Source organism: Sphingomicrobium arenosum, from assembly GCF_026157085.1.
In the GTDB taxonomy this organism is placed as follows: Bacteria; Pseudomonadota; Alphaproteobacteria; order Sphingomonadales; family Sphingomonadaceae; genus Sphingomicrobium; species Sphingomicrobium arenosum.
The window spans coordinates 1,453,300-1,471,267 of record NZ_JANPVN010000001.1 but is presented as its reverse complement, the minus strand read 5'-3'; the positions used below and the strand labels follow the sequence as shown (position 1 = coordinate 1,471,267).

Genomic DNA, 17,968 nt, shown 5'->3' with positions numbered 1-17,968 from the left:
AATAATCTCGATGGCATGGATCCCAGCCTGCGCTAGGATGACGGTAAAAGCTTAAGCCAGCAACTCGATCCGCTCATCGTCCAGCCCGCCCGGCACCAGCAGCACGGGGCAGGGCAGGTCGCCCGCGCCCTCGCCCGTGAAATGCTTGACGATGGGGCCGGGGTTCTTGCCCGCCGCCGCGCCCAGCACCAGCGCGGCAATGTCGTCGCGGCCCGCGATGATCTCCTTGATCACCTTGACGGGATCGCCCTGGCGGATGGTGATCTTGGGCTTAAGCCCGCTCGTCTCGACGATCTCGCCCACTGTCGCGGCGATGGCCGCCTCGACGCGGTGCATGTCCTCTTCCTCGATCGCCGCCTGCACCCCGCCCCAGGAGACGAACTCCTGCGGCTCGACGATGGCAAGCACCTCGACACCGCGATCGGTCTTCAAGGCGCGTTTTGCCGCGAAGCGCAGCGAGACCCTGGCCTCGTCGCTCTCGTTGACGATCACGAGATAATGCTGGTCCATTTTCCCCTCCGAACAAGAGTGCTGACCCAATTCATGCCGCCATGCAAGGCTTGACGGGGAACGGGAGCTTCGCTTTGAGCGCTTCAAGACCCAAGGAGACTTTCATGCCGACCGAACTGAAGATGCCCGCCCTCTCGCCGACGATGGAAGAAGGCACGCTGGCCAAGTGGCTCGTGAAAGAGGGCGATGCGATCAGTTCGGGCGACATTCTCGCCGAGATCGAAACCGACAAGGCGACGATGGAATTCGAGGCGGTCGATGAAGGTACGCTCCTCAAGATCCTCGTCGAGGAAGGCACGGACGGGGTCGCGGTCGGCACCGTCATCGCCATGATCGGCGAGGAAGGCGAAGAGGTCGGCGATGTCTCGCAGGCCGCCCCCGAGGAGAAGTCCGCCCCCGAAGCCGCGCCGACCCCCGACAAGGGCTATGGCCGCGACAGCGCGCCTGCGCCGGAATCGAAGGCCGTCGCCCCCGCCGCCCCCAAGAAGGACGGCGAGCGGATCAAGGCGAGCCCGCTCGCGCGTCGCCTCGCCGAGGCGCAGGGCATCGACCTTACCTCGCTGACCGGCTCGGGCCCCAGCGGCCGGATCGTGCGCGCCGATATTGACGCCGCCGCGGGCAAGGGCGGAGCCAAAGCCGCCGCTGCCCCCGCCGCCAGTGCACCCGCGCCCGCTGCCGCCCCCGCCGAGGTCGAACCGCTCGACATCCCGCACGAGGTCGAGAAGCTCTCGAACATGCGCAAGACGATCGCGCGCCGCCTCACCGAGGCCAAGCAGCAGATCCCGCACATCTATCTCACCGTCGATATCCAGCTCGACGCGCTGCTCAAGCTACGCAGCCAATTGAACAAGAGCCTCGAGGATCGCGGCATCAAGCTGTCGGTCAACGACATGCTGATCAAGGCACAGGCCCTCGCGCTGATCGAGGTGCCCGAGTGCAACGTCAGCTTCGCGGGCTCGAACCTCATCAAATATAGCCGCGCCGACATCTCGGTCGCCGTGTCGATCGACGGCGGGCTGATCACCCCCATCGTCGCGGGCGCCAACGACAAGTCGCTGTCCAAGATTTCGACCGAGGTGAAGGACCTCGCGGGCCGTGCCAAGGAAGGCAAGCTCGCCCCTGAGGAATATCAGGGCGGCACCGCGAGCATCTCCAACATGGGCATGTTCGGCATCAAGTCGTTCGACGCGGTCATCAACCCCCCGCAGGCGATGATCCTCGCCGTCGGCGCGGGCGAGAAGCGGCCGTATATCATCGACGACAGCGTCCAGATCGCCACCATCATGAGCGCCACCGGCAGCTTCGACCACCGCGCTATCGACGGCGCCGACGGGGCCAAGTTCATGCAGGCGTTCAAGAAGCTGGTCGAAAACCCGATGGGGTTGGTGGCTTAGTGCTACCTTTGGCAATCATCTCCAGCGTGGCGCTGGTGGTGATAGCGGTTATAACTGTTCAATATCGAAAAGCCGTAACAGGAACGTCTGTTGCGGCACGCAAGCGCATTTTGCCCGCAATGTGTGTCGGGGCTGGCTTGGCATTCAGTTTTGCCTATTTCGATTGGAGCGAAGCGCTATTTTTTCCTTCGACAGAGGAAGACTTTATCGCCTTGTTGGCTTTGACGATTGTGGTCCCCCTTTTCTGGTTTTTTCTTGCACTTTTGTTTGGGACGGTCGCGGTGCCAACTGCGCTTCTTTATGAAAGATGCGCTCCTCGCCAGCTTCGAGCCAACTTGTTGGTGACAATGCTCGTAGGCTCTGTGATCGGAGCAGTAGTTGCGTTCTCTCTTGCATATTTCGCTAACATCCTAGCTCTTCCCGATAATCCGCACGCTTTCAGGCCTCCCATATTTAGGACTACTGTCGCTTGCGGTATCGCAGGAGCCGTTGGAGCGCTCATCTGGTGGAATGGGATGAAAAGTTTTCGCGATGCCTGACCCCCTCATCCGCGTCACCGCTATGCCGGCCGACACCAATCCCTATGGCGGGATTTTCGGTGGCTGGCTGATGAGCCAGATGGCGCTGGCGGCGGGCTCGCTCGCTTCGCGGCACAGCAAGGGCAAGGCCGTCGTCGTCGCCGCCACCGACCTCGCCTTTCCCGGCGCGATGGAGGTGGGGGACGAGCTCTCCGTCTACGCCGAGCTGGTGAAAGAGGGCACGACCTCGATGACCATCCGCGCCACCGCCAAGGGTCGCGAGCGCGATGGCGAGCGCGAATTCGACGTCGCCAGCGGCACCTTCACCTTCGTCGCCACCACCGCCGACAACCAGAAGCGCCCGGTCAAGGGATGAGCAGGACGCTGCGCGCGGTCGCGGTGCTCGCATTGCGTATCATCGCGCCCTGTTTCCTTGTCGCGCCACTGGTCATGCTGGTGACCGGCTGGGCGGGCGGCATGGTCGATGATCCGTCACAAGGCATCTTCGATCCCGAAGCCATCCTCTGGGTCGGCACGATGCTCAGCCTCGGCGCGCTCCTCATCGGCCTGCCGGTGGCGCGCTGGGTCACCGCGCGCGAAACGGGGTTCGCCTGGCGCACCCTCCTCCTCACGATGATCGGCGGCGCCATCCCCAGCCTCGTCTTCTTCCCCTATTTCATCGTCACGGCGCCCACCGGCATGCTGACCGCGCTGGCCTGCTGCCTTTTCAACGTCGACCGCCTGCGCGAAAAACAGCCGCGCCTCCTCGCCTCGTAACCTTCTCTTTACCCTGTCGGGGGCAGAATCTCGCGCACCAGGGAGAAAAGGGAACGGACATGAAACTTTCGACGTGCATCATCATCGGGCTGATCCTCGCGGTCGCGCTGCCGATGGCGTTCGGGGGACGCGGCGGCGTCTGGATGGCGAGCGATTTCGGCGTCGGCACGATCCGGCCCTTCGATCATTCGCCGGGCCTCCTCATCTCGGTCCCCGCCTTGCTCTTCACCACCTTCGGGCTGAAGATGCTGTTCAGCTGGCATAACTAAAGCGCGCGCCGGTCGTGGCGACGACGGTGCGGTTCTGGAACGATCGCGGCTGGATGCACCTGCCGCGCCGGATCGCTGCCGTCCTGACGCTGCAGGTCGGGCTCTGCCTCCTCCTCGCCTATGGCGCGGTCGAAGTGCTGAGCAATCCCGACAATTGGAACGACCCCGCCTTCGGCCCCATGGAGGCGCTGATGGCGCCGGTCTTCTTCGCCATGGTCTTCTCGGTGCCGCTGTTCCTCAGCATCCTGCCCAACATCCTCGCCGCGCATATCGCCAACAAGCGCTCCGACCATGAAGCGCGCTGGCGCTGGGTGGCGCATTTCGCGATGGTCTTCCTGTTCGTCTGGTACGTGCAGGCGCTCTTCGTGATCGATTTTCTCTCGCCGCTGTTCCACGACCTGCGCGAGATTTTCTGGCGCGCGTGGTGGTTCCCGCCCGCCAATATCATCCTGTGCAGCGTGGCAGCTGCCTGGCACGGCAAGAAGCGCAAGGACGCCGAGGGCGCGGCGCGGCACCTCGATCGCGGGCTCGCCTGATCGGCGCTTGATCACGGGCCGCGCTGGCGGCAGGGTGGACATCGGACGAAAGGCGTGGGGGCGCATCACAGCATGAGCGGACTGGAGATGGGCGAGATCGTGCCGCAGATCGCGGGGCTCGCCTGGGCGAGCGCGGTGGGGGTGTTCATCCTCGTCTATGGCGTCGGCGCCTTGCTCGGCAAGAAAGCCTTTTCAATGAAGGACCCGTTCGAGCTGGTCGTCGGCTCGGGCATCCTCGTCGGCATTCCCGCGGGACTGGCCGCCTTCGTCTCGCTCTTCTTCCTCCCCATCCTGCTTGCCATCCCCTTGCCGCTGTCGGGCTGGGCCATCGGCGCCGCAGTCGGCATCGCTTGGTGGATCCTGATGATCCAGCAGAACCCCAAGGGTTTGAAGGGCTGCACCGCGCTCTTCATGACCGGGGCGGCAGCCTATCTCACCGCCATGGCCGGCTGGGCGATCGCGCTCGCCGATCCGCCCACGGGCGAGGTCGGCATGTTCATCAAGCCCGTCCTCCTTGCCACCCCCTTCGTCGCGCTGGGCGCGGAGGGGTCGCGGGGCAATTGGGCCCGCGCGCTGATGTTCGGCACCTTCATGGCCTTCTTCCTCGCGCTGGGGTTCGTGCCCATCGACATGGGGTTCGGCGCGGCCGTCCTGCCCGACAGCCCATGGCTCAAATTTCCTATCGGCGGGGTCGTCGGCATGACCATCTGGATCGTCGTGCCGCGGGCGCTGATGACCATCTGGGCGTTGATCTTCAAGGTGAAGATGGACGACTGGCGCGAATTCGCCTTCAAGTTCAACATCCTCGGCGCCATCGGCCTCGTCCTCGGCCTCCTCTACGCCGCGCTGACCGTACTCGGCCTGTAGCGGGGGACTTGTCGCTGTCGGGCTGGCCAGCTAACCGGCTCCTGATCAGTTAGGAGACGCGGCAAGATGGCCAATACTTACGACCTCATCGTCCTCGGTTCGGGCCCCGGCGGCTATGTCGCGGCGATCCGGGCGTCGCAATTGGGCCTCAAGACAGCGATCGTCGAGCGCGAGAATCTGGGCGGCATCTGCCTCAACTGGGGCTGCATCCCGACCAAGGCGCTGCTGCGCTCGGGCGAGATTTTTCACCATATGAAGCACGCCGAGAGCTTCGGGCTGAAGGCCGAGGGCGTGAGCATGGACCTCGAGAAAGTGGTGGCGCGCAGCCGTGCGGTGGCAAAGCAGCTCAACCAGGGCGTCACCGGGCTGATGAAGAAGAACAAGATCGACGTGCATATGGGCAATGGCTCGATCGACGCGCCGGGCAAGATGACCGTCGAGAAGGACGGCAAGAAAACGCAGCTTTCCGCCAAGCATATTATCGTCGCGACGGGCGCGCGTGCCCGCGACCTGCCCTTCGCCCCCGCCGATGGGGACCGCATCTGGACCTATCGCACCGCCATGACCCCGCCTGCGATGCCCAAGGACCTGCTGGTCATCGGCTCGGGCGCGATCGGCATCGAGTTCGCCAGCTTCTACAACGACATGGGCGCCAATGTGACCGTGGTCGAGGTGATGGACCGCATCGTGCCGGTCGAGGATGCCGACATCAGTGCCGAACTCCTGAAGCAGCTCAAGAAGCAGGGCATGACCATCCTGCCGAAGGCCGGCGTCAACAGCCTCAAGGCCGACAAGGGCGGCGTCACCGCCGAGATCAAGGATGCGGCGGGCAAGGTCGAGAAGAAGCAGTTCTCGCACTGCATTGTCGCCATCGGCATCGTCCCCAACACCGAGAATATCGGGCTGGAAAAGCTCAAGGTCGCGACCACCAAGGGGCATATCAACACCGACGAAATGTGCCGCACCAACGTCAAGGGCATCTGGGCGATCGGCGACGTCACCGCGCCGCCGTGGCTCGCGCACAAGGCCAGCCACGAGGGCATCATCTGCGTCGAGGCCATCGCCAAGGAAATGGGCAACAAGGACGTCCATCCCCACGCGATGGACGTGCGCAATATTCCGGGCTGCACCTATTGCCATCCGCAGATCGCCAGCGTCGGCCTGACCGAGGCCAAGGCCAAGGAAGAGGGCTACACCGTCAAGGTCGGCAAATTCCCCTTCATCGGTAATGGCAAGGCGATCGCGCTGGGCGAGACGCAGGGCTTCATCAAGACCGTGTTCGACGCCAAGACGGGCGAACTCTTGGGCGCGCACATGATCGGCGCCGAGGTGACCGAGCTCATCCAGGGCTATACCATCGGCAAGACCGCCGAACTGGTCGAGACCGACTTCATCAACACCGTTTTCGCGCATCCGACCCTGTCGGAAATGATGCACGAGGCGGTGCTGTCGGCCGAAGGGCGCGTGCTGCACATCTAGGCTTGGGTCGATGAGGCCGGGTCGGCCCCGCCGATCGGGGGAACGCGGGTTGATGCTGGTTCGTAGGGCAGGGGTCGTCCCCTTTCCCAAGGACCGTCATGCCCTTCACCGGCAGGTCGCAATTGCTCGCCCCCCTGATCGCCTTCTTCACGGTGAGCGAAACGCCTGTCGAGGACCTTCGGGACCTCGAAGAAGACATCGACCAGGAAGTCGGTGACGTGCTCGATGAGGGGCAGCGTTTCCTCGCCGAGGAATTGTTCGCCTCCGACGACCTAGTCGACGCAATCCAGGAGGAAGAGGGCAAGGTCCTTACCGTCTATCGCGACATCACCGGCCTGCCGACCGTCGGCGCGGGGCATCTCGTCCGCCCCGAGGACGGGCTGCGCGTGGGCGACCGCATCACCGAGGCGCAGATGCGCGAGTTCCTGAAAGGCGACCTCAAACAGGCCGAGGACGGCGTGCGACGCATCGCCAAGGCGACGCCGCTGAGCCAGAACGAATTCGATGCGCTGGTCGATCTCGTCTATAACGTCGGCCCGGGCAATGTGCTGCCGTCCAAGAGCCCCAAGCTCAACGAGGCGCTGGCAAGGGGCGATTATGCCGGGGTCGCGCGCGAATTGAGCTATAGCAAAGCGCGCGACGGCCGGCGCGCGGGCGGGCTCGTCAACCGCTCCGAACGGCGGCGACGAATGTTCGAAAGAGGGGAATATGGTGATCCGCGTGAAGGTTGAATGGGCTTTTCTGGCCGCGTTCGCACTGGCGCTGACGGGCTGCGGCGAAGGCGAGAGCCCGGCGATGCAGGCGCTCGACGAGGCGCAGGTCGACGGCAGCCGCGAGGCCGCGGGCAGCAGCGCCGCCGAGGATTGCCTGCTCGTCATCTGGGACGCGCGCGAAAAAGCCGGCGATTTCGTCGGTGAAAGCGAACGCGACTATGACCGCAGCCATGACGCGGCCGAGGGCGGGGCGATCAGTTGCGCCACCGCCACCAGCGCCTCGCAATTTGAAAAGACGCTGAAGGCGCTGCGCGATGCCGCCACCAGCGGCGACCGCGCCGCCACGCTCGCCGAGGCAGGCATCCCGCTCCTCTTCATCGGCGAGGATGGGACGATCCGCGAACTGACCGAGGCTGCCATGCTCGAGGAGGCCTTCGACGAAGTCTTCACGCAAAATACGCTCGACCGGATGCGCTCGCTGGCGCTCGAACAGATGACCGTCATCCCCGACAAGGGCGCTTTCTTCGATCTCGGCGCGCTGTGGCTCGTCGTGCCCGAGACCGGGGCACGGCCCAAGCTGGTCACGGTCAACAGCCAGGCCGCCGCCGAGGCTGCCGCCGCCGCACTGGCGCAGGCGCAGGCGGGTGAGGAAACGGGTCCCGAACAGGATTAAATCACGATTAACGCCAATCGGTTACCTCGTGGTAGCCCGCTCTTTGTTTAACGCTGGGTCATGGACCAGAAGATCGTCACCCCCGTTCGCTCCGGCGTCGGCGTCGTCATCCTCGGCACGCTCGCCATCCTCCTCCTCGGCTCCGATGACGGCATCATCGGCAATATGCGTGCGTTCATCGTCGCCATCGGCGGTGCCTGCCTGCTGCTCGCCCTGCCCAAGCTGCTCGACATGGGCAGTGAGATCGCCGCGCTGTTCGCCGATGACCCGCGCCCCAAGGCCGCGCCCGGCCAGTTCGACGGTTTCGAGGCCGACGAGGCCATCGCCCGCTACAAGCAGGAGCGCCAACGCGCCGCCGCCGCGGCCAAGGCCGCGCGCGAGGCCGAGAAATCCGAACAGGCCGAGGCGCGCGAGCGCAAGGCGGCCAACGAAGAAGTGCTCGAACTCGACACCCCGCTCGACCCCTTCGTCCAGCGCTCGATGGCCTTCGGTCGCAAGCTCGCCTGAACCCACGCGGCTCTTCGCCCGTTCAATCGGGCGAAGGAGACACGGACATGAGTGACAGCGACCAGAAAGACCGCGTCGACATCCGCAAGGAATTTCGCGACGTCGTCAACATGAGCCCGTCCGAACTCGAAGACTGGCTCGACACCGAGGAATCGAAATCGGTCGGCGACAATGACTCCGGCGAGAGCACCGGCCACCGTTCGGGCCGCCGCATCGTCGAGATCAAGCGCAAGAATGTCGACGAGCTCACCGATGCCGATCACGACCATATGGAAAAGGTCATCGGCTATGTGCACCGCCACTGCGCGCAAGGACCCGACGGCGATGTCGAACATTCGGACTGGCGCTACAGCCTCATGAACTGGGGCCACGACCCGCTCAAGGATTGATGCGCGCCTAAGGATTGACAGGCGGCCACCCCCGCGCCCTAGTCTTCCGTGACGAAATGGGGGACGAACCATGCGCCTTGCCTTGACGATCGCTGCGGCGATGATGCTGCCGCAGGCGGCCAGCGCCGACACCTATATTACCGCCGAACGCTATCTCGATGTGGCGGCGGGGCGCTATGTCGACAATCCGGTAATCCGGGTCGGCGCGGACGGGCGCATCGTCTCGATCGAGGAGCTGGGCGAGGGCCAAACGCTTGGCGCACGCCCCGGTGATACGGTGTGGACCTACCCCGGCATGACGCTGCTGCCGGGGCTGATCGACATGCACGTCCATTTCTCTTCGCCCGCCGACATTCGCGGCTATCGCCGTTATCAAAAGACCGACAGTTTCTGGGCCATCACCAGCGTGCCGACCGCGCAGGCGATGCTCGAACTGGGCTTCACCACCGTGCGCATGGTCGGCAGCCGCGACCGCATCGGTGTCGGCCTCCGCCAAGCGATCGAGGACGGCTATGTCGTCGGCCCTCGCATCGTCCCGGCAGGCTATTCGCTCGGCGCCACCGGCGGACATTGCGATAGCAGCTTCCTGCCGCCCAGCCTCGATCCCGAGGAAAAAGGCGAGGGGATCGGCGATACGCCCGAGGAACTGCGCTACCAGGTCCGCCGCCAGCGCAAATATGGCGCCGAGGTCATCAAGGTCTGCGCTACCGGCGGGGTGTTTTCGCTCAATACCGAGCCGGGGCAGCCACAGCTGTCGGTCGCCGAACTGTCCGCCATCGCCGAGGAAGCGCACCAATGGGGCCTTCGCGCCGCCGCGCATGCGCATGGGGCCGAAGGGATCAAGCGCGCCATCACGGCCGGAATCGACACCATCGAACATGCCAGCCTCGTCGATGCCGAAGGCATCGCCATGGCCGTGAACCGCGACCGCCCGGTCTGGTTCGCGATGGATATCCGCAACACCGACTATACGCAGGCGATGGGGGAGAGCACCGGCACCCTGCCCGAGAATTTGCGCAAGGACCGCGAAATCGCGCAGGCGCAGCGCGACAATTTCCGCGCCGCGCACGAGGCCGGGGTCCGCATGGTCTTCGCCAGCGACGTGGGCGTCATGCCGCCCGCCTGGGTGCCCGGCCAGTTCGCGGTCATGGTGGACTATGGCATGACGCCGCTCGAGGCGATCCGCGCGGCGACATGGAATGCCGCCGAGGCATTGGGCCGCGAGGACGATGTCGGTGCCATCGCCGTCGGGCGCTATGCCGACATGGTGGCGGTGGCGGGCGATCCGCTCGCCGACGTGACGCTGCTCGAGGATGTGCAACAGGTATTGAAGGGCGGCACGCCCGTGGAGGAGATGGTGCCATGGGCATTGCAACCAAAGGACTGATCGGCGGGCTGGTCGCCGCCCTGCTCGCGAGCGGGGCGCAGGCCGCGCCGCAGGTGATTCACGCCGGACGGCTGATCGCCGTGCCGGGCGAGGCGGTGCGCGGCCCCTCGACCATCATCGTCGATGACGGCCGCATCATCTCGCTCGCCGACGGCTTTGCCGACGTGCCCGCAGGCGCCACGCTGATCGACCTGTCGGACAAGACGGTGCTTCCCGGCCTCATCGATGCCCATGTCCATCTCACCAGCGACAGCACCGGCAATGCGGGCTTCCTCGAAGGCTTCGTGCGCACCGACAATTGGTACACGTTGAACGCTTACGTCAACGGCATGAAGACGTTGCGCGCGGGTTTCACCACGGTGCGCAATCTCGGCGATGGCACCGGCGCGACCGAAGCGCTCTCCACCGCGGTGGCCGAAGGGCTCGTCATGGGACCGCGCATCCTCGATGCCGGCATGCCCATCTCGACCACCGCCGGTCACATGGACGGCGCGGTCGGGCTGCGTCCCGACTTTCGTCCGATGATGGAGTTGAACGGCAATACCTGCGACGGGCCCGCCGATTGCCGCCGCGCGGTGCGCGAACAGGTCGCCAATGGCGCCGACGTCATCAAGTTCGCCATCACCGGCGGGGTCAACAGCCGCATCGGCGCTGGCCTCGGCGCGCAGATGCACATGGACGAGGCGCGTGCCATCGTCGAGACCGCGCGGCTCTACGACAAAAGGATCGCGGTCCACGCCCATGGCGCCGACGGCGCGCTGATGGCAGTCCAGCTTGGCGTCGACAGTATCGAACATGGCACCATCCTGTCCGATGAACTGGTGCGCGCCTGGGCGGCGAGCGACACCTATTACGTTCCCACGCTGATGACCGTGAACAGCTATCACGCGCGCGTCGCAGCGGGGATCGAGAATGAAGCCCCCTCGGTCGCCGAGAAGATCCAGTGGCGCATCGGCATCACCGGCAAGTCGCTCCAGCGGCTCGTGCCCGCCGGGGTGAAAATCGCTTTCGGCACCGATGCGGGCGTGTGGAAACATGGTCGCAACGCCGATGAGTTCACCTTGATGGTGGCCAATGGCATGACCCCCGAGGCCGCGCTGGTGGCCGCCACCATCAACGCCGCCGACCTCTTGGGGCTGTCGGACGAAGTCGGCACCATCGAGCCGGGCAAGAGCGCCGATATCCTCGCCGTCACCGGCGACCCGCTCGCCGACGTCGAAGTCTACAAGGCGCCCGCCTTCGTCATGGCGCGCGGGCAGGTGGTCGACCTGGAGAATTGAATCGCCGCCGATGGGAGCGTCCATGACGTTTGTCGAAAGCCCGGTGGCCAGCCCTGCGTGGCGGCGATAGCCGGGGGCGAAAATTGACGGAGAGTGGCATGGTCAGGGCATGGATGACGGTGGCGGCACTTGCGATGGCCGTGCCGAGCGCGGGCTGCACCGAAACGCGCGAGGCCGCGGCCTTCGCGATCGCGGGCGATCCCGCCACCGAACTCGAGCGCTATCGCGAGGCCGGGGTCCTCAATGGCGCGGTGCTGATCGGCAAGGGCGACAAGATCCTCTATGCCGCAGGCCATGGCTTGGGCGGCGTCGACGGCGAGCCGCTCACCGCCGACCATCGCTTCCGTATCGCGTCCGTCTCCAAGCAGTTCACCGTCGCGGCCGCGCTCAAGCTGGCCGAGCAGGGCAAGCTCTCGCTCGACGATGTCATCACCGATCACTTGCCCTATTACGAACCGGCGGCCGGCAATCGCATCACCATCGCCCAGCTGATGGCGCATGACAGCGGGATCGACCGCCGCGCCGGTCGCCGCGCCGATGTCCGGGTGCTGAAGGTCGAGGATCCCGAACCGCACATCCGCCGCATCATGAGCGATCCGCTGCGCGGCGAGCCCGGCGCGGCGGCGCGCGGCGAGGGGCAGTCGCATTATTCCAATGCCAATTACTGGATCCTCGGCGCGATCATCGAGGAGGCGAGCGGCCTGTCCTACAAGGAGGCGGTGCGCACCCTGCTGCTCGATCCGCTTGGGCTCGACGAGACCAGCCTGCCCGAGGCGGACGAGCCCATCGCGATGGAAGCGCGCGGCATGGCCCCTACCGTGCTCGGCTGGGAGGCCGCGGATTATATGGACGACCATGGCGCGCCTTATGCCGCCGGGATGATCGTCTCGACCGTCGGCGACCTGTTCCGCTGGACCCGCGCGCTGCACGGCGGCGAAGTGTTCGAGGATCCCGCCATGCTCACCGTCATGACCGAGCCCGCCGAACCGTGGGTCGATAGCGACTGGTACGGCAAGGTGGCGACCGGGCGCGGCCTGTTCCGCGCCGAACGCGCCAATGGCCGCACCTTCATCTATCACGACGGCCATATCGGGCCTTATTATTCGGACCTGCGCTATTTCCCGCAGAGCGACATCACCACCGTGGTGCTTATCAACGGCGACGAAATGGACGGCTCGATGGCGGTCACGCACGTCTCCGACGCACTCGAAAGCCTTGCCCATGGCGAGCCCGTCGCGCCGCCCGAGGCGAGCCTGTGGCGCCGCGCGGCGATGGCGCTGCGCACCGGCGCTGACGACGAGGCCACGCAGCTCGCGGGCGAGATGGACGAGGGCTCGATCAACTGGATGGCCTATCAGTTCCTCGGCCGCGGCCGACCGGATGAAGCGATCGCCCTGCTCGAACGCGGGATCGAGGCGCATCCGCAAAGCGCCAATATGCGCGACAGCTATGGCGAGGCGCTGTGGCATGCCGGGCGCGATGCCGACGCGATCGCGGCCTATCGCAGCGCCCTCGCGCTCGACCCGAACCTTGAGAATGCCTCTGCCATGATCGCACGGATCGAGGCGGGCGAGCGGCCCTAGCCTTGGCTCGGCGCGCCCGCGCGCAGCCACGCGAGGGCGCCGGGGGCGAGATGCTTGAACTTGGGCCAGCCCTCGGGGCAATCCTCGAGCGGCGCCACCATCAACGGCAGGCCGCGCGCGAACTGGTCGCGCAGGTCGTGAAAGAGCCGCGAGCGGTCGCGGGCCGAGCGAACCAGCCACAGCGTCTCGCTGAGCGGGTGGGCATCGTCGGCGAAATCGACCGACACGTCGGCGGGGAGCAGCACGAGATAGAGCGTCATCGCTCGTGCCAGCGTCTCGCCTCGCCGTCTTGTTCCGCCGGTGCCATTGACGCTTGCCCCAAGCTCCTTTAAAGGCGCGCTCGTCCGGGGCGGATGGCGATTCTGATCGACCTAAACCACGGACAGAGCTGAACATTGCTTGCAGCATGGGACGCGGAGGCCTTCTTCGAACGATCGGGGAGGGGTCTTCGCTATTGCCTGTTGGAGCAAAGTAACCGCCGGGGGTTGCCCGGCACGATGAAAGGTGAAGGCTTCATGCCCACGATTAACCAGTTGATCCGCAAGGGTCGCACCATCCAGAAGGCCAAATCGAAGGTCCCTGCGATGGAACAGAACCCGCAGAAGCGCGGTGTCTGCACCCGCGTCTACACCACGACCCCGAAGAAGCCGAACTCGGCGCTTCGCAAGGTCGCCAAGGTGCGTCTGACGAACAGCCGCGAAGTGATTTCCTACATCCCGGGCGAAGGCCACAACCTCCAGGAGCACAGCGTCGTGCTGATCCGCGGCGGCCGTGTGCGCGACCTTCCGGGCGTGCGCTATCACGTGCTGCGCGGCGTGCTCGACACGCAGGGCGTCAAGGACCGCAAGCAGAGCCGTTCGAAGTACGGCGCCAAGCGTCCCAAGTAAGCGCTTCGCGTCCGGTCGGCCTTGCCTGACCGGATGACAGGTTGATCGTCCGCCGCTCGCCACGAGGGTCCGACAGGGGTCGGGCCGGTGGGCCGGTGGAACTGAAAAAGGAATTTCCTATGTCCCGTCGTCGTCGCCCTGAGAAGCGCGTCATCCTTCCCGATCCCAAGTTCGGGGATCTGGTGCTGTCCAAGTTCATGAACTCGGTCATGCTCGATGGTAAGAAGTCGGTCGCCGAAAGCATCGTCTACGGTGCCCTCGACAGCGTCGAAGCGCGCCTAAAGAACGATCCGCTGGCCGTCTTCCACGACGCCCTCAACAACATCAAGCCTGCCGTCGAAGTGCGTTCGCGCCGCGTCGGTGGTGCGACCTACCAGGTGCCCGTCGAGGTCCGTCCGGACCGCGCCCAGGCGCTGGCCATTCGCTGGCTTATCGGTGCCGCGCGTGCGCGTCCCGAAAAGACCATGGCCGCGCGCCTGTCGGGCGAGCTGATGGATGCCGCCAACAACCGTGGCAACGCCGTCAAGAAGCGCGAAGACACGCACCGCATGGCCGAAGCGAACCGCGCCTTCAGCCACTATCGCTGGTAGTTCGCATTCAAACTGTAACGGGGGGTCGCCATTCGGCGGCCACCCCTTGATCTTCGGAGACTGATCCCATGGCCCGCAGCCATCCCATCGAGCGCTACCGCAACATCGGTATCATGGCGCACATCGACGCCGGCAAGACCACCACGACCGAGCGTATCCTTTACTACACCGGCAAGTCCTACAAGATCGGCGAAGTCCATGACGGCGCCGCCACCATGGACTGGATGGAGCAGGAGCAGGAGCGCGGGATCACGATCACGTCGGCTGCGACCACCACCTTCTGGACCGTCGAGGGCGGTGAAGAGCATCGCATCAACATCATCGACACCCCGGGCCACGTCGACTTCACCATCGAAGTCGAGCGTTCGCTCCGCGTGCTCGACGGTGCGGTTGCCGTGTTCGATGGCGTCGCCGGTGTCGAACCGCAGTCGGAAACCGTGTGGCGCCAGGCGGACAAGTACAAGGTCCCGCGGATGTGCTTCATCAACAAGCTCGACCGTACCGGTGCCGACTTCTATTATTGCGTCAACTCGATCGTTGAGCGCCTCGGCGCGACCCCGCTCGTCCTCGCGCTGCCGATCGGCGCCGAAGACCAGCTCAAGGGCATTGTCGACCTCGTCGAGATGCGCGGCGTGGTGTGGGAAGACGAGAGCCTCGGTGCCAAGTTCACCTACACCGACATCCCGGCCGACATGGCCGACAAGGCCAATGAATATCGCGAGAAGCTCGTCGAGCTCGCCGTCGAACAGGACGACGATGCGATGATGGCCTATCTCGAAGGCGAACAGCCCGACGTCGACACGCTCAAGAAGCTCATTCGCAAGGGCACGCTGGCGCGGGCGTTCGTGCCGGTGCTGTGCGGCTCGGCGTTCAAGAACAAGGGCGTCCAGCCCCTGCTCGACGCCGTCGTCGAATATATGCCGAGCCCGATCGACGTTCCGGCCATCGAAGGTGTCATCCCCGACACCGAAAAGACCGACACGCGTCCCTCGAGCGACGATGCGCCCTTCGCGGCGCTCGCCTTCAAGATCATGAACGACCCGTTCGTCGGCTCCTTGACCTTCGCCCGCATCTATTCGGGCAAGCTCACCAAGGGCTCGGTGCTCAACACCGTGAAGGACAAGAAGGAAAAGATCGGGCGCATGCTGCTCATGCACTCGAACAACCGCGAAGACATCGATGAGGCCTATGCGGGCGACATCGTCGCCATCGCCGGCCTCAAGGACACCACCACCGGGGACACGCTGTGCGCCGAACGCGCGCCGATCATCCTCGAGCGGATGGAATTCCCCGATCCCGTCATCGAGCTGTCGGTCGAACCCAAGACCAAGGCCGACCAGGAAAAGATGGGCATCGCGCTCAACCGCCTGGCCGCCGAGGATCCCTCGTTCCGCGTCTCGACCGACCATGAATCGGGCCAGACCATCATCAAGGGCATGGGCGAACTGCACCTCGACATCATCGTCGATCGCATGAAGCGCGAGTTCAAGGTGGACGCCAATGTCGGCGCCCCGCAGGTCGCCTATCGCGAATCGCTCAAGAAGTCGGCCGAAATGACCTACACCCACAAGAAGCAGTCGGGTGGTTCGGGTCAGTTCGCCGAGGTGAAGATCAATGTCACGCCGGGTGAACGCGGCGCGGGCATCACCTTCACCGACAACGTCAAGGGCGGCAATATTCCCAAGGAATATATCCCGTCGGTCGAGAAGGGCATGCGCGAGACCGCCGAGACGGGGTCGCTCATCGGCTTCCCGATCATCGACTTCGACATCGAACTGACCGACGGCAAGTATCACGACGTCGACTCGAGCGCGCTCGCGTTCGAAATCGCCGGCCGTGCCGCCATGCGCGAAATCGCGCAGAAGGCGGGCATCAAGCTCTTGGAGCCGGTCATGAAGGTTGAAGTCGTGACCCCCGAGGACTATCTCGGCGATGTGATCGGCGACTTGAACAGCCGCCGTGGCCAGATCCAAGGTACCGACAGCCGGGGCAACGCCCAGGCGGTCGAGGCCATGGTCCCGCTGGCGAACATGTTCGGTTACATCAACGAACTGCGCAGCTTCACCTCGGGCCGTGCCCAGTACAGCATGCAGTTCTCGCACTATGACGAAGTCCCGCAGAATGTCGCGGACGAACTCAAGGCGAAGCTCGCCTAAAGGGCTGGCGTAACCGCAAATTAGGCGTTATGGGCGGCGCGTCTTAGGGCGCCCGCCCAACCAACTGAAGACATACGAACAGACAAAGAGGCGTATAATGGCGAAGGCAAAATTCGAGCGGAACAAACCGCACGTCAACATCGGCACCATCGGTCACGTCGACCACGGCAAGACCTCGCTCACCGCGGCGATCACCAAGACGCTCGCGGAGCATGGCACTTCGGAAGCCGTCGATTTCGCGAACATCGACAAGGCTCCGGAAGAGCGCGAGCGTGGCATCACCATCTCGACCGCGCACGTCGAGTATGAAACCGAAAACCGTCACTATGCGCACGTCGACTGCCCGGGTCACGCCGACTATGTGAAGAACATGATCACCGGTGCCGCCCAGATGGACGGCGCGATCCTCGTCGTCTCGGCCGCTGACGGCCCGATGCCGCAGACCAAGGAGCACATCCTGCTCGCCAAGCAGGTCGGCGTCCCCACCATGGTCGTCTTCCTCAACAAGGTCGACCAGGTCGACGATCCCGAGCTGCTCGAACTCGTCGAACTCGAAATCCGCGAAGAACTCTCGAAGCGCGACTTCGACGGCGACAACATTCCGATCATCGCCGGTTCGGCGCTTGCGGCGCTGGAAGACAGCAACCGTGAAATCGGCCAGGACGCGATCATGAAGCTCATGGCTGCGGTCGACGAGTGGATCCCCGAGCCGGAACGTCCCCTCGACAAGGACTTCCTCATGCCGATCGAAGACGTGTTCTCGATCTCGGGCCGCGGCACCGTCGTGACCGGCCGTGTCGAAACCGGCATCGTCAACGTGGGTGACGAAGTCGAAATCGTCGGCATCAAGGACACCACCAAGACGACCGTGACCGGCGTCGAAATGTTCCGCAAGCTGCTCGACCAGGGCCAGGCTGGCGACAACATCGGCGCGCTGATCCGCGGCGTTGGTCGTGACGACGTCGAGCGTGGCCAGGTTCTGGCCAAGCCGGGTTCGATCACCCCGCACACCGAGTTCGATGCCGAAGTCTACGTCCTGTCGAAGGACGAGGGCGGCCGTCACACGCCGTTCTTTGCGAACTATCGTCCGCAGTTCTACTTCCGCACCACCGACGTCACCGGCGAAGTCACGCTGCCGGAAGGCACCGAGATGGTCATGCCGGGTGACAATGTGAAGCTGGGCGTCAAGCTCATCGCGCCGATCGCGATGGACCAGGGCCTGCGCTTCGCCATCCGTGAAGGCGGTCGTACCGTCGGCGCGGGGGTTGTCGGCTCGATCAAAGCCTAATATAGGCCCACACAGCCGCGGGGGTCGGTGATTCGTCATCGACCCCCGCGATTGTTTTGAGGCCCGGAGATTTTCGGTCCTCGAGTACAGGTTTCAGGCCCCGTTCAGATGGGTTGCGATATACAACGCACCTAGAAGAACAGGGGCTTCGATTTTTTGGTTTGA

General features: G+C 64.7%; 21 protein-coding genes. 19 read left to right on the top strand and 2 right to left on the bottom strand.

Going from position 1 to position 17,968, the window contains the following annotated elements; translation table 11 throughout:
- Positions 1-51: 51 nt before the first annotated feature.
- Positions 52-510 (bottom strand): universal stress protein, encoded by a 459-nt coding sequence (locus NUW51_RS07475; RefSeq protein WP_265564241.1) that lies wholly within the window; start codon positions 508-510, stop codon positions 52-54.
- Between the two features lie 104 nt (positions 511-614).
- Between NUW51_RS07475 and NUW51_RS07470 the strand changes: the two genes are divergently transcribed.
- The 15 genes from NUW51_RS07470 (at position 615) to NUW51_RS07400 (ending at position 12,882) form a co-directional block, all read left to right on the top strand.
- Positions 615-1,904, top strand: coding sequence for a pyruvate dehydrogenase complex dihydrolipoamide acetyltransferase (locus NUW51_RS07470; protein ID WP_265564238.1), 1,290 nt, complete (start codon positions 615-617; stop codon positions 1,902-1,904).
- Positions 1,905-1,912: 8 nt separating this feature from the next.
- Positions 1,913-2,443 carry a hypothetical protein gene (locus NUW51_RS07465; protein WP_265564236.1) on the top strand — a complete coding sequence of 177 codons (531 nt, stop codon included), beginning with the start codon at positions 1,913-1,915 and terminating at the stop codon, positions 2,441-2,443.
- Positions 2,436-2,798, top strand: coding sequence for an acyl-CoA thioesterase (locus NUW51_RS07460; RefSeq protein ID WP_265564234.1), 363 nt, complete (start codon positions 2,436-2,438; stop codon positions 2,796-2,798). Before NUW51_RS07465 ends, NUW51_RS07460 begins: the two co-directional genes overlap by 8 nt.
- Positions 2,795-3,199, top strand: coding sequence for a hypothetical protein (locus NUW51_RS07455; protein WP_265564232.1), 405 nt, complete (start codon positions 2,795-2,797; stop codon positions 3,197-3,199). The genes NUW51_RS07460 and NUW51_RS07455 overlap by 4 nt, the downstream gene beginning before the upstream one ends.
- A 59-nt stretch (positions 3,200-3,258) precedes the next feature.
- Positions 3,259-3,468, top strand: coding sequence for a hypothetical protein (locus tag NUW51_RS07450; protein WP_265564230.1), 210 nt, complete (start codon positions 3,259-3,261; stop codon positions 3,466-3,468).
- Positions 3,469-3,482: 14 nt separating this feature from the next.
- On the top strand, positions 3,483-4,004 hold the full coding sequence (locus NUW51_RS07445; RefSeq protein ID WP_265564227.1) for a hypothetical protein: 522 nt from the start codon (positions 3,483-3,485) through the stop codon (positions 4,002-4,004).
- A 72-nt stretch (positions 4,005-4,076) separates the two neighbouring features.
- Positions 4,077-4,871 (top strand): hypothetical protein, encoded by a 795-nt coding sequence (locus NUW51_RS07440; RefSeq protein WP_265564225.1) that lies wholly within the window; start codon positions 4,077-4,079, stop codon positions 4,869-4,871.
- A 66-nt stretch (positions 4,872-4,937) separates the two neighbouring features.
- The gene (gene lpdA, locus NUW51_RS07435) at positions 4,938-6,350 is read left to right on the top strand and encodes a dihydrolipoyl dehydrogenase (protein WP_265564223.1); all 1,413 of its coding nucleotides are present in this window, start codon (positions 4,938-4,940) and stop codon (positions 6,348-6,350) included.
- A gap of 98 nt (positions 6,351-6,448) precedes the next feature.
- Complete coding sequence (locus NUW51_RS07430) at positions 6,449-7,081, top strand: lysozyme (protein ID WP_265564221.1); 633 nt, start codon at positions 6,449-6,451, stop codon at positions 7,079-7,081.
- Positions 7,059-7,736, top strand: a complete 678-nt coding sequence (locus tag NUW51_RS07425; RefSeq protein ID WP_265564220.1) for a hypothetical protein — start codon at positions 7,059-7,061, stop codon at positions 7,734-7,736. The genes NUW51_RS07430 and NUW51_RS07425 overlap by 23 nt, the downstream gene beginning before the upstream one ends.
- 60 nt (positions 7,737-7,796) lie before the next feature.
- Complete coding sequence (locus NUW51_RS07420; RefSeq protein WP_265564218.1) at positions 7,797-8,243, top strand: hypothetical protein; 447 nt, start codon at positions 7,797-7,799, stop codon at positions 8,241-8,243.
- 47 nt (positions 8,244-8,290) lie between these two features.
- The gene (locus NUW51_RS07415; protein ID WP_265564216.1) at positions 8,291-8,632 is read left to right on the top strand and encodes a DUF3140 domain-containing protein; all 342 of its coding nucleotides are present in this window, start codon (positions 8,291-8,293) and stop codon (positions 8,630-8,632) included.
- A gap of 70 nt (positions 8,633-8,702) precedes the next feature.
- A complete protein-coding gene (locus tag NUW51_RS07410; RefSeq protein ID WP_265564214.1) occupies positions 8,703-10,019 on the top strand; it encodes a Xaa-Pro dipeptidase in 1,317 nt (438 codons plus the stop codon).
- Positions 9,995-11,299, top strand: a complete 1,305-nt coding sequence (locus NUW51_RS07405; RefSeq protein ID WP_265564212.1) for a metal-dependent hydrolase family protein — start codon at positions 9,995-9,997, stop codon at positions 11,297-11,299. The genes NUW51_RS07410 and NUW51_RS07405 overlap by 25 nt, the downstream gene beginning before the upstream one ends.
- 98 nt (positions 11,300-11,397) lie before the next feature.
- Positions 11,398-12,882 (top strand): serine hydrolase, encoded by a 1,485-nt coding sequence (locus tag NUW51_RS07400; protein WP_265564210.1) that lies wholly within the window; start codon positions 11,398-11,400, stop codon positions 12,880-12,882.
- On the opposite strand, the gene NUW51_RS07395 is transcribed toward NUW51_RS07400, so the two are convergent.
- Positions 12,879-13,142 (bottom strand): hypothetical protein, encoded by a 264-nt coding sequence (locus tag NUW51_RS07395; protein ID WP_265564208.1) that lies wholly within the window; start codon positions 13,140-13,142, stop codon positions 12,879-12,881. The genes NUW51_RS07400 and NUW51_RS07395 overlap by 4 nt on opposite strands.
- Positions 13,143-13,397: 255 nt before the next feature.
- Here NUW51_RS07395 and rpsL point away from each other — a divergent pair, with 255 nt between their 5' ends.
- From rpsL to tuf, 4 genes are all read left to right on the top strand, one after another.
- Positions 13,398-13,769, top strand: a complete 372-nt coding sequence (rpsL, locus tag NUW51_RS07390; RefSeq protein ID WP_265564206.1) for a 30S ribosomal protein S12 — start codon at positions 13,398-13,400, stop codon at positions 13,767-13,769.
- A gap of 119 nt (positions 13,770-13,888) precedes the next feature.
- A complete protein-coding gene (gene rpsG, locus NUW51_RS07385; protein WP_265564204.1) occupies positions 13,889-14,359 on the top strand; it encodes a 30S ribosomal protein S7 in 471 nt (156 codons plus the stop codon).
- A gap of 68 nt (positions 14,360-14,427) precedes the next feature.
- On the top strand, positions 14,428-16,515 hold the full coding sequence (fusA, locus tag NUW51_RS07380) for an elongation factor G (RefSeq protein ID WP_265564201.1): 2,088 nt from the start codon (positions 14,428-14,430) through the stop codon (positions 16,513-16,515).
- A gap of 97 nt (positions 16,516-16,612) precedes the next feature.
- Positions 16,613-17,803 carry an elongation factor Tu gene (gene tuf, locus NUW51_RS07375; RefSeq protein WP_265564199.1) on the top strand — a complete coding sequence of 397 codons (1,191 nt, stop codon included), beginning with the start codon at positions 16,613-16,615 and terminating at the stop codon, positions 17,801-17,803.
- Positions 17,804-17,968 lie beyond the last annotated feature (165 nt).

Bases quoted from the DNA above. Each gene is read 5' to 3' on its own strand.
- rpsG (WP_265564204.1), top strand. From the start codon at position 13,889: ATGTCCCGTCGTCGTCGCCCTGAGAAGCGCGTCATCCTTCCCGATCCC.
- NUW51_RS07455 (WP_265564232.1), top strand. From the start codon at position 2,795: ATGAGCAGGACGCTGCGCGCGGTCGCGGTGCTCGCATTGCGTATCATC.
- NUW51_RS07410 (WP_265564214.1), top strand. From the start codon at position 8,703: ATGCGCCTTGCCTTGACGATCGCTGCGGCGATGATGCTGCCGCAGGCG.
- rpsL (WP_265564206.1), top strand. From the start codon at position 13,398: ATGCCCACGATTAACCAGTTGATCCGCAAGGGTCGCACCATCCAGAAG.
- NUW51_RS07475 (WP_265564241.1), bottom strand. From the start codon at position 510: ATGGACCAGCATTATCTCGTGATCGTCAACGAGAGCGACGAGGCCAGG.
- NUW51_RS07425 (WP_265564220.1), top strand. From the start codon at position 7,059: ATGGTGATCCGCGTGAAGGTTGAATGGGCTTTTCTGGCCGCGTTCGCA.
- NUW51_RS07460 (WP_265564234.1), top strand. From the start codon at position 2,436: ATGCCTGACCCCCTCATCCGCGTCACCGCTATGCCGGCCGACACCAAT.
- NUW51_RS07470 (WP_265564238.1), top strand. From the start codon at position 615: ATGCCGACCGAACTGAAGATGCCCGCCCTCTCGCCGACGATGGAAGAA.
- NUW51_RS07405 (WP_265564212.1), top strand. From the start codon at position 9,995: ATGGGCATTGCAACCAAAGGACTGATCGGCGGGCTGGTCGCCGCCCTG.
- fusA (WP_265564201.1), top strand. From the start codon at position 14,428: ATGGCCCGCAGCCATCCCATCGAGCGCTACCGCAACATCGGTATCATG.
- lpdA (WP_265564223.1), top strand. From the start codon at position 4,938: ATGGCCAATACTTACGACCTCATCGTCCTCGGTTCGGGCCCCGGCGGC.
- tuf (WP_265564199.1), top strand. From the start codon at position 16,613: ATGGCGAAGGCAAAATTCGAGCGGAACAAACCGCACGTCAACATCGGC.
- NUW51_RS07440 (WP_265564225.1), top strand. From the start codon at position 4,077: ATGAGCGGACTGGAGATGGGCGAGATCGTGCCGCAGATCGCGGGGCTC.
- NUW51_RS07450 (WP_265564230.1), top strand. From the start codon at position 3,259: ATGAAACTTTCGACGTGCATCATCATCGGGCTGATCCTCGCGGTCGCG.
- NUW51_RS07430 (WP_265564221.1), top strand. From the start codon at position 6,449: ATGCCCTTCACCGGCAGGTCGCAATTGCTCGCCCCCCTGATCGCCTTC.
- NUW51_RS07395 (WP_265564208.1), bottom strand. From the start codon at position 13,142: ATGACGCTCTATCTCGTGCTGCTCCCCGCCGACGTGTCGGTCGATTTC.
- NUW51_RS07415 (WP_265564216.1), top strand. From the start codon at position 8,291: ATGAGTGACAGCGACCAGAAAGACCGCGTCGACATCCGCAAGGAATTT.
- NUW51_RS07420 (WP_265564218.1), top strand. From the start codon at position 7,797: ATGGACCAGAAGATCGTCACCCCCGTTCGCTCCGGCGTCGGCGTCGTC.
- NUW51_RS07400 (WP_265564210.1), top strand. From the start codon at position 11,398: ATGGTCAGGGCATGGATGACGGTGGCGGCACTTGCGATGGCCGTGCCG.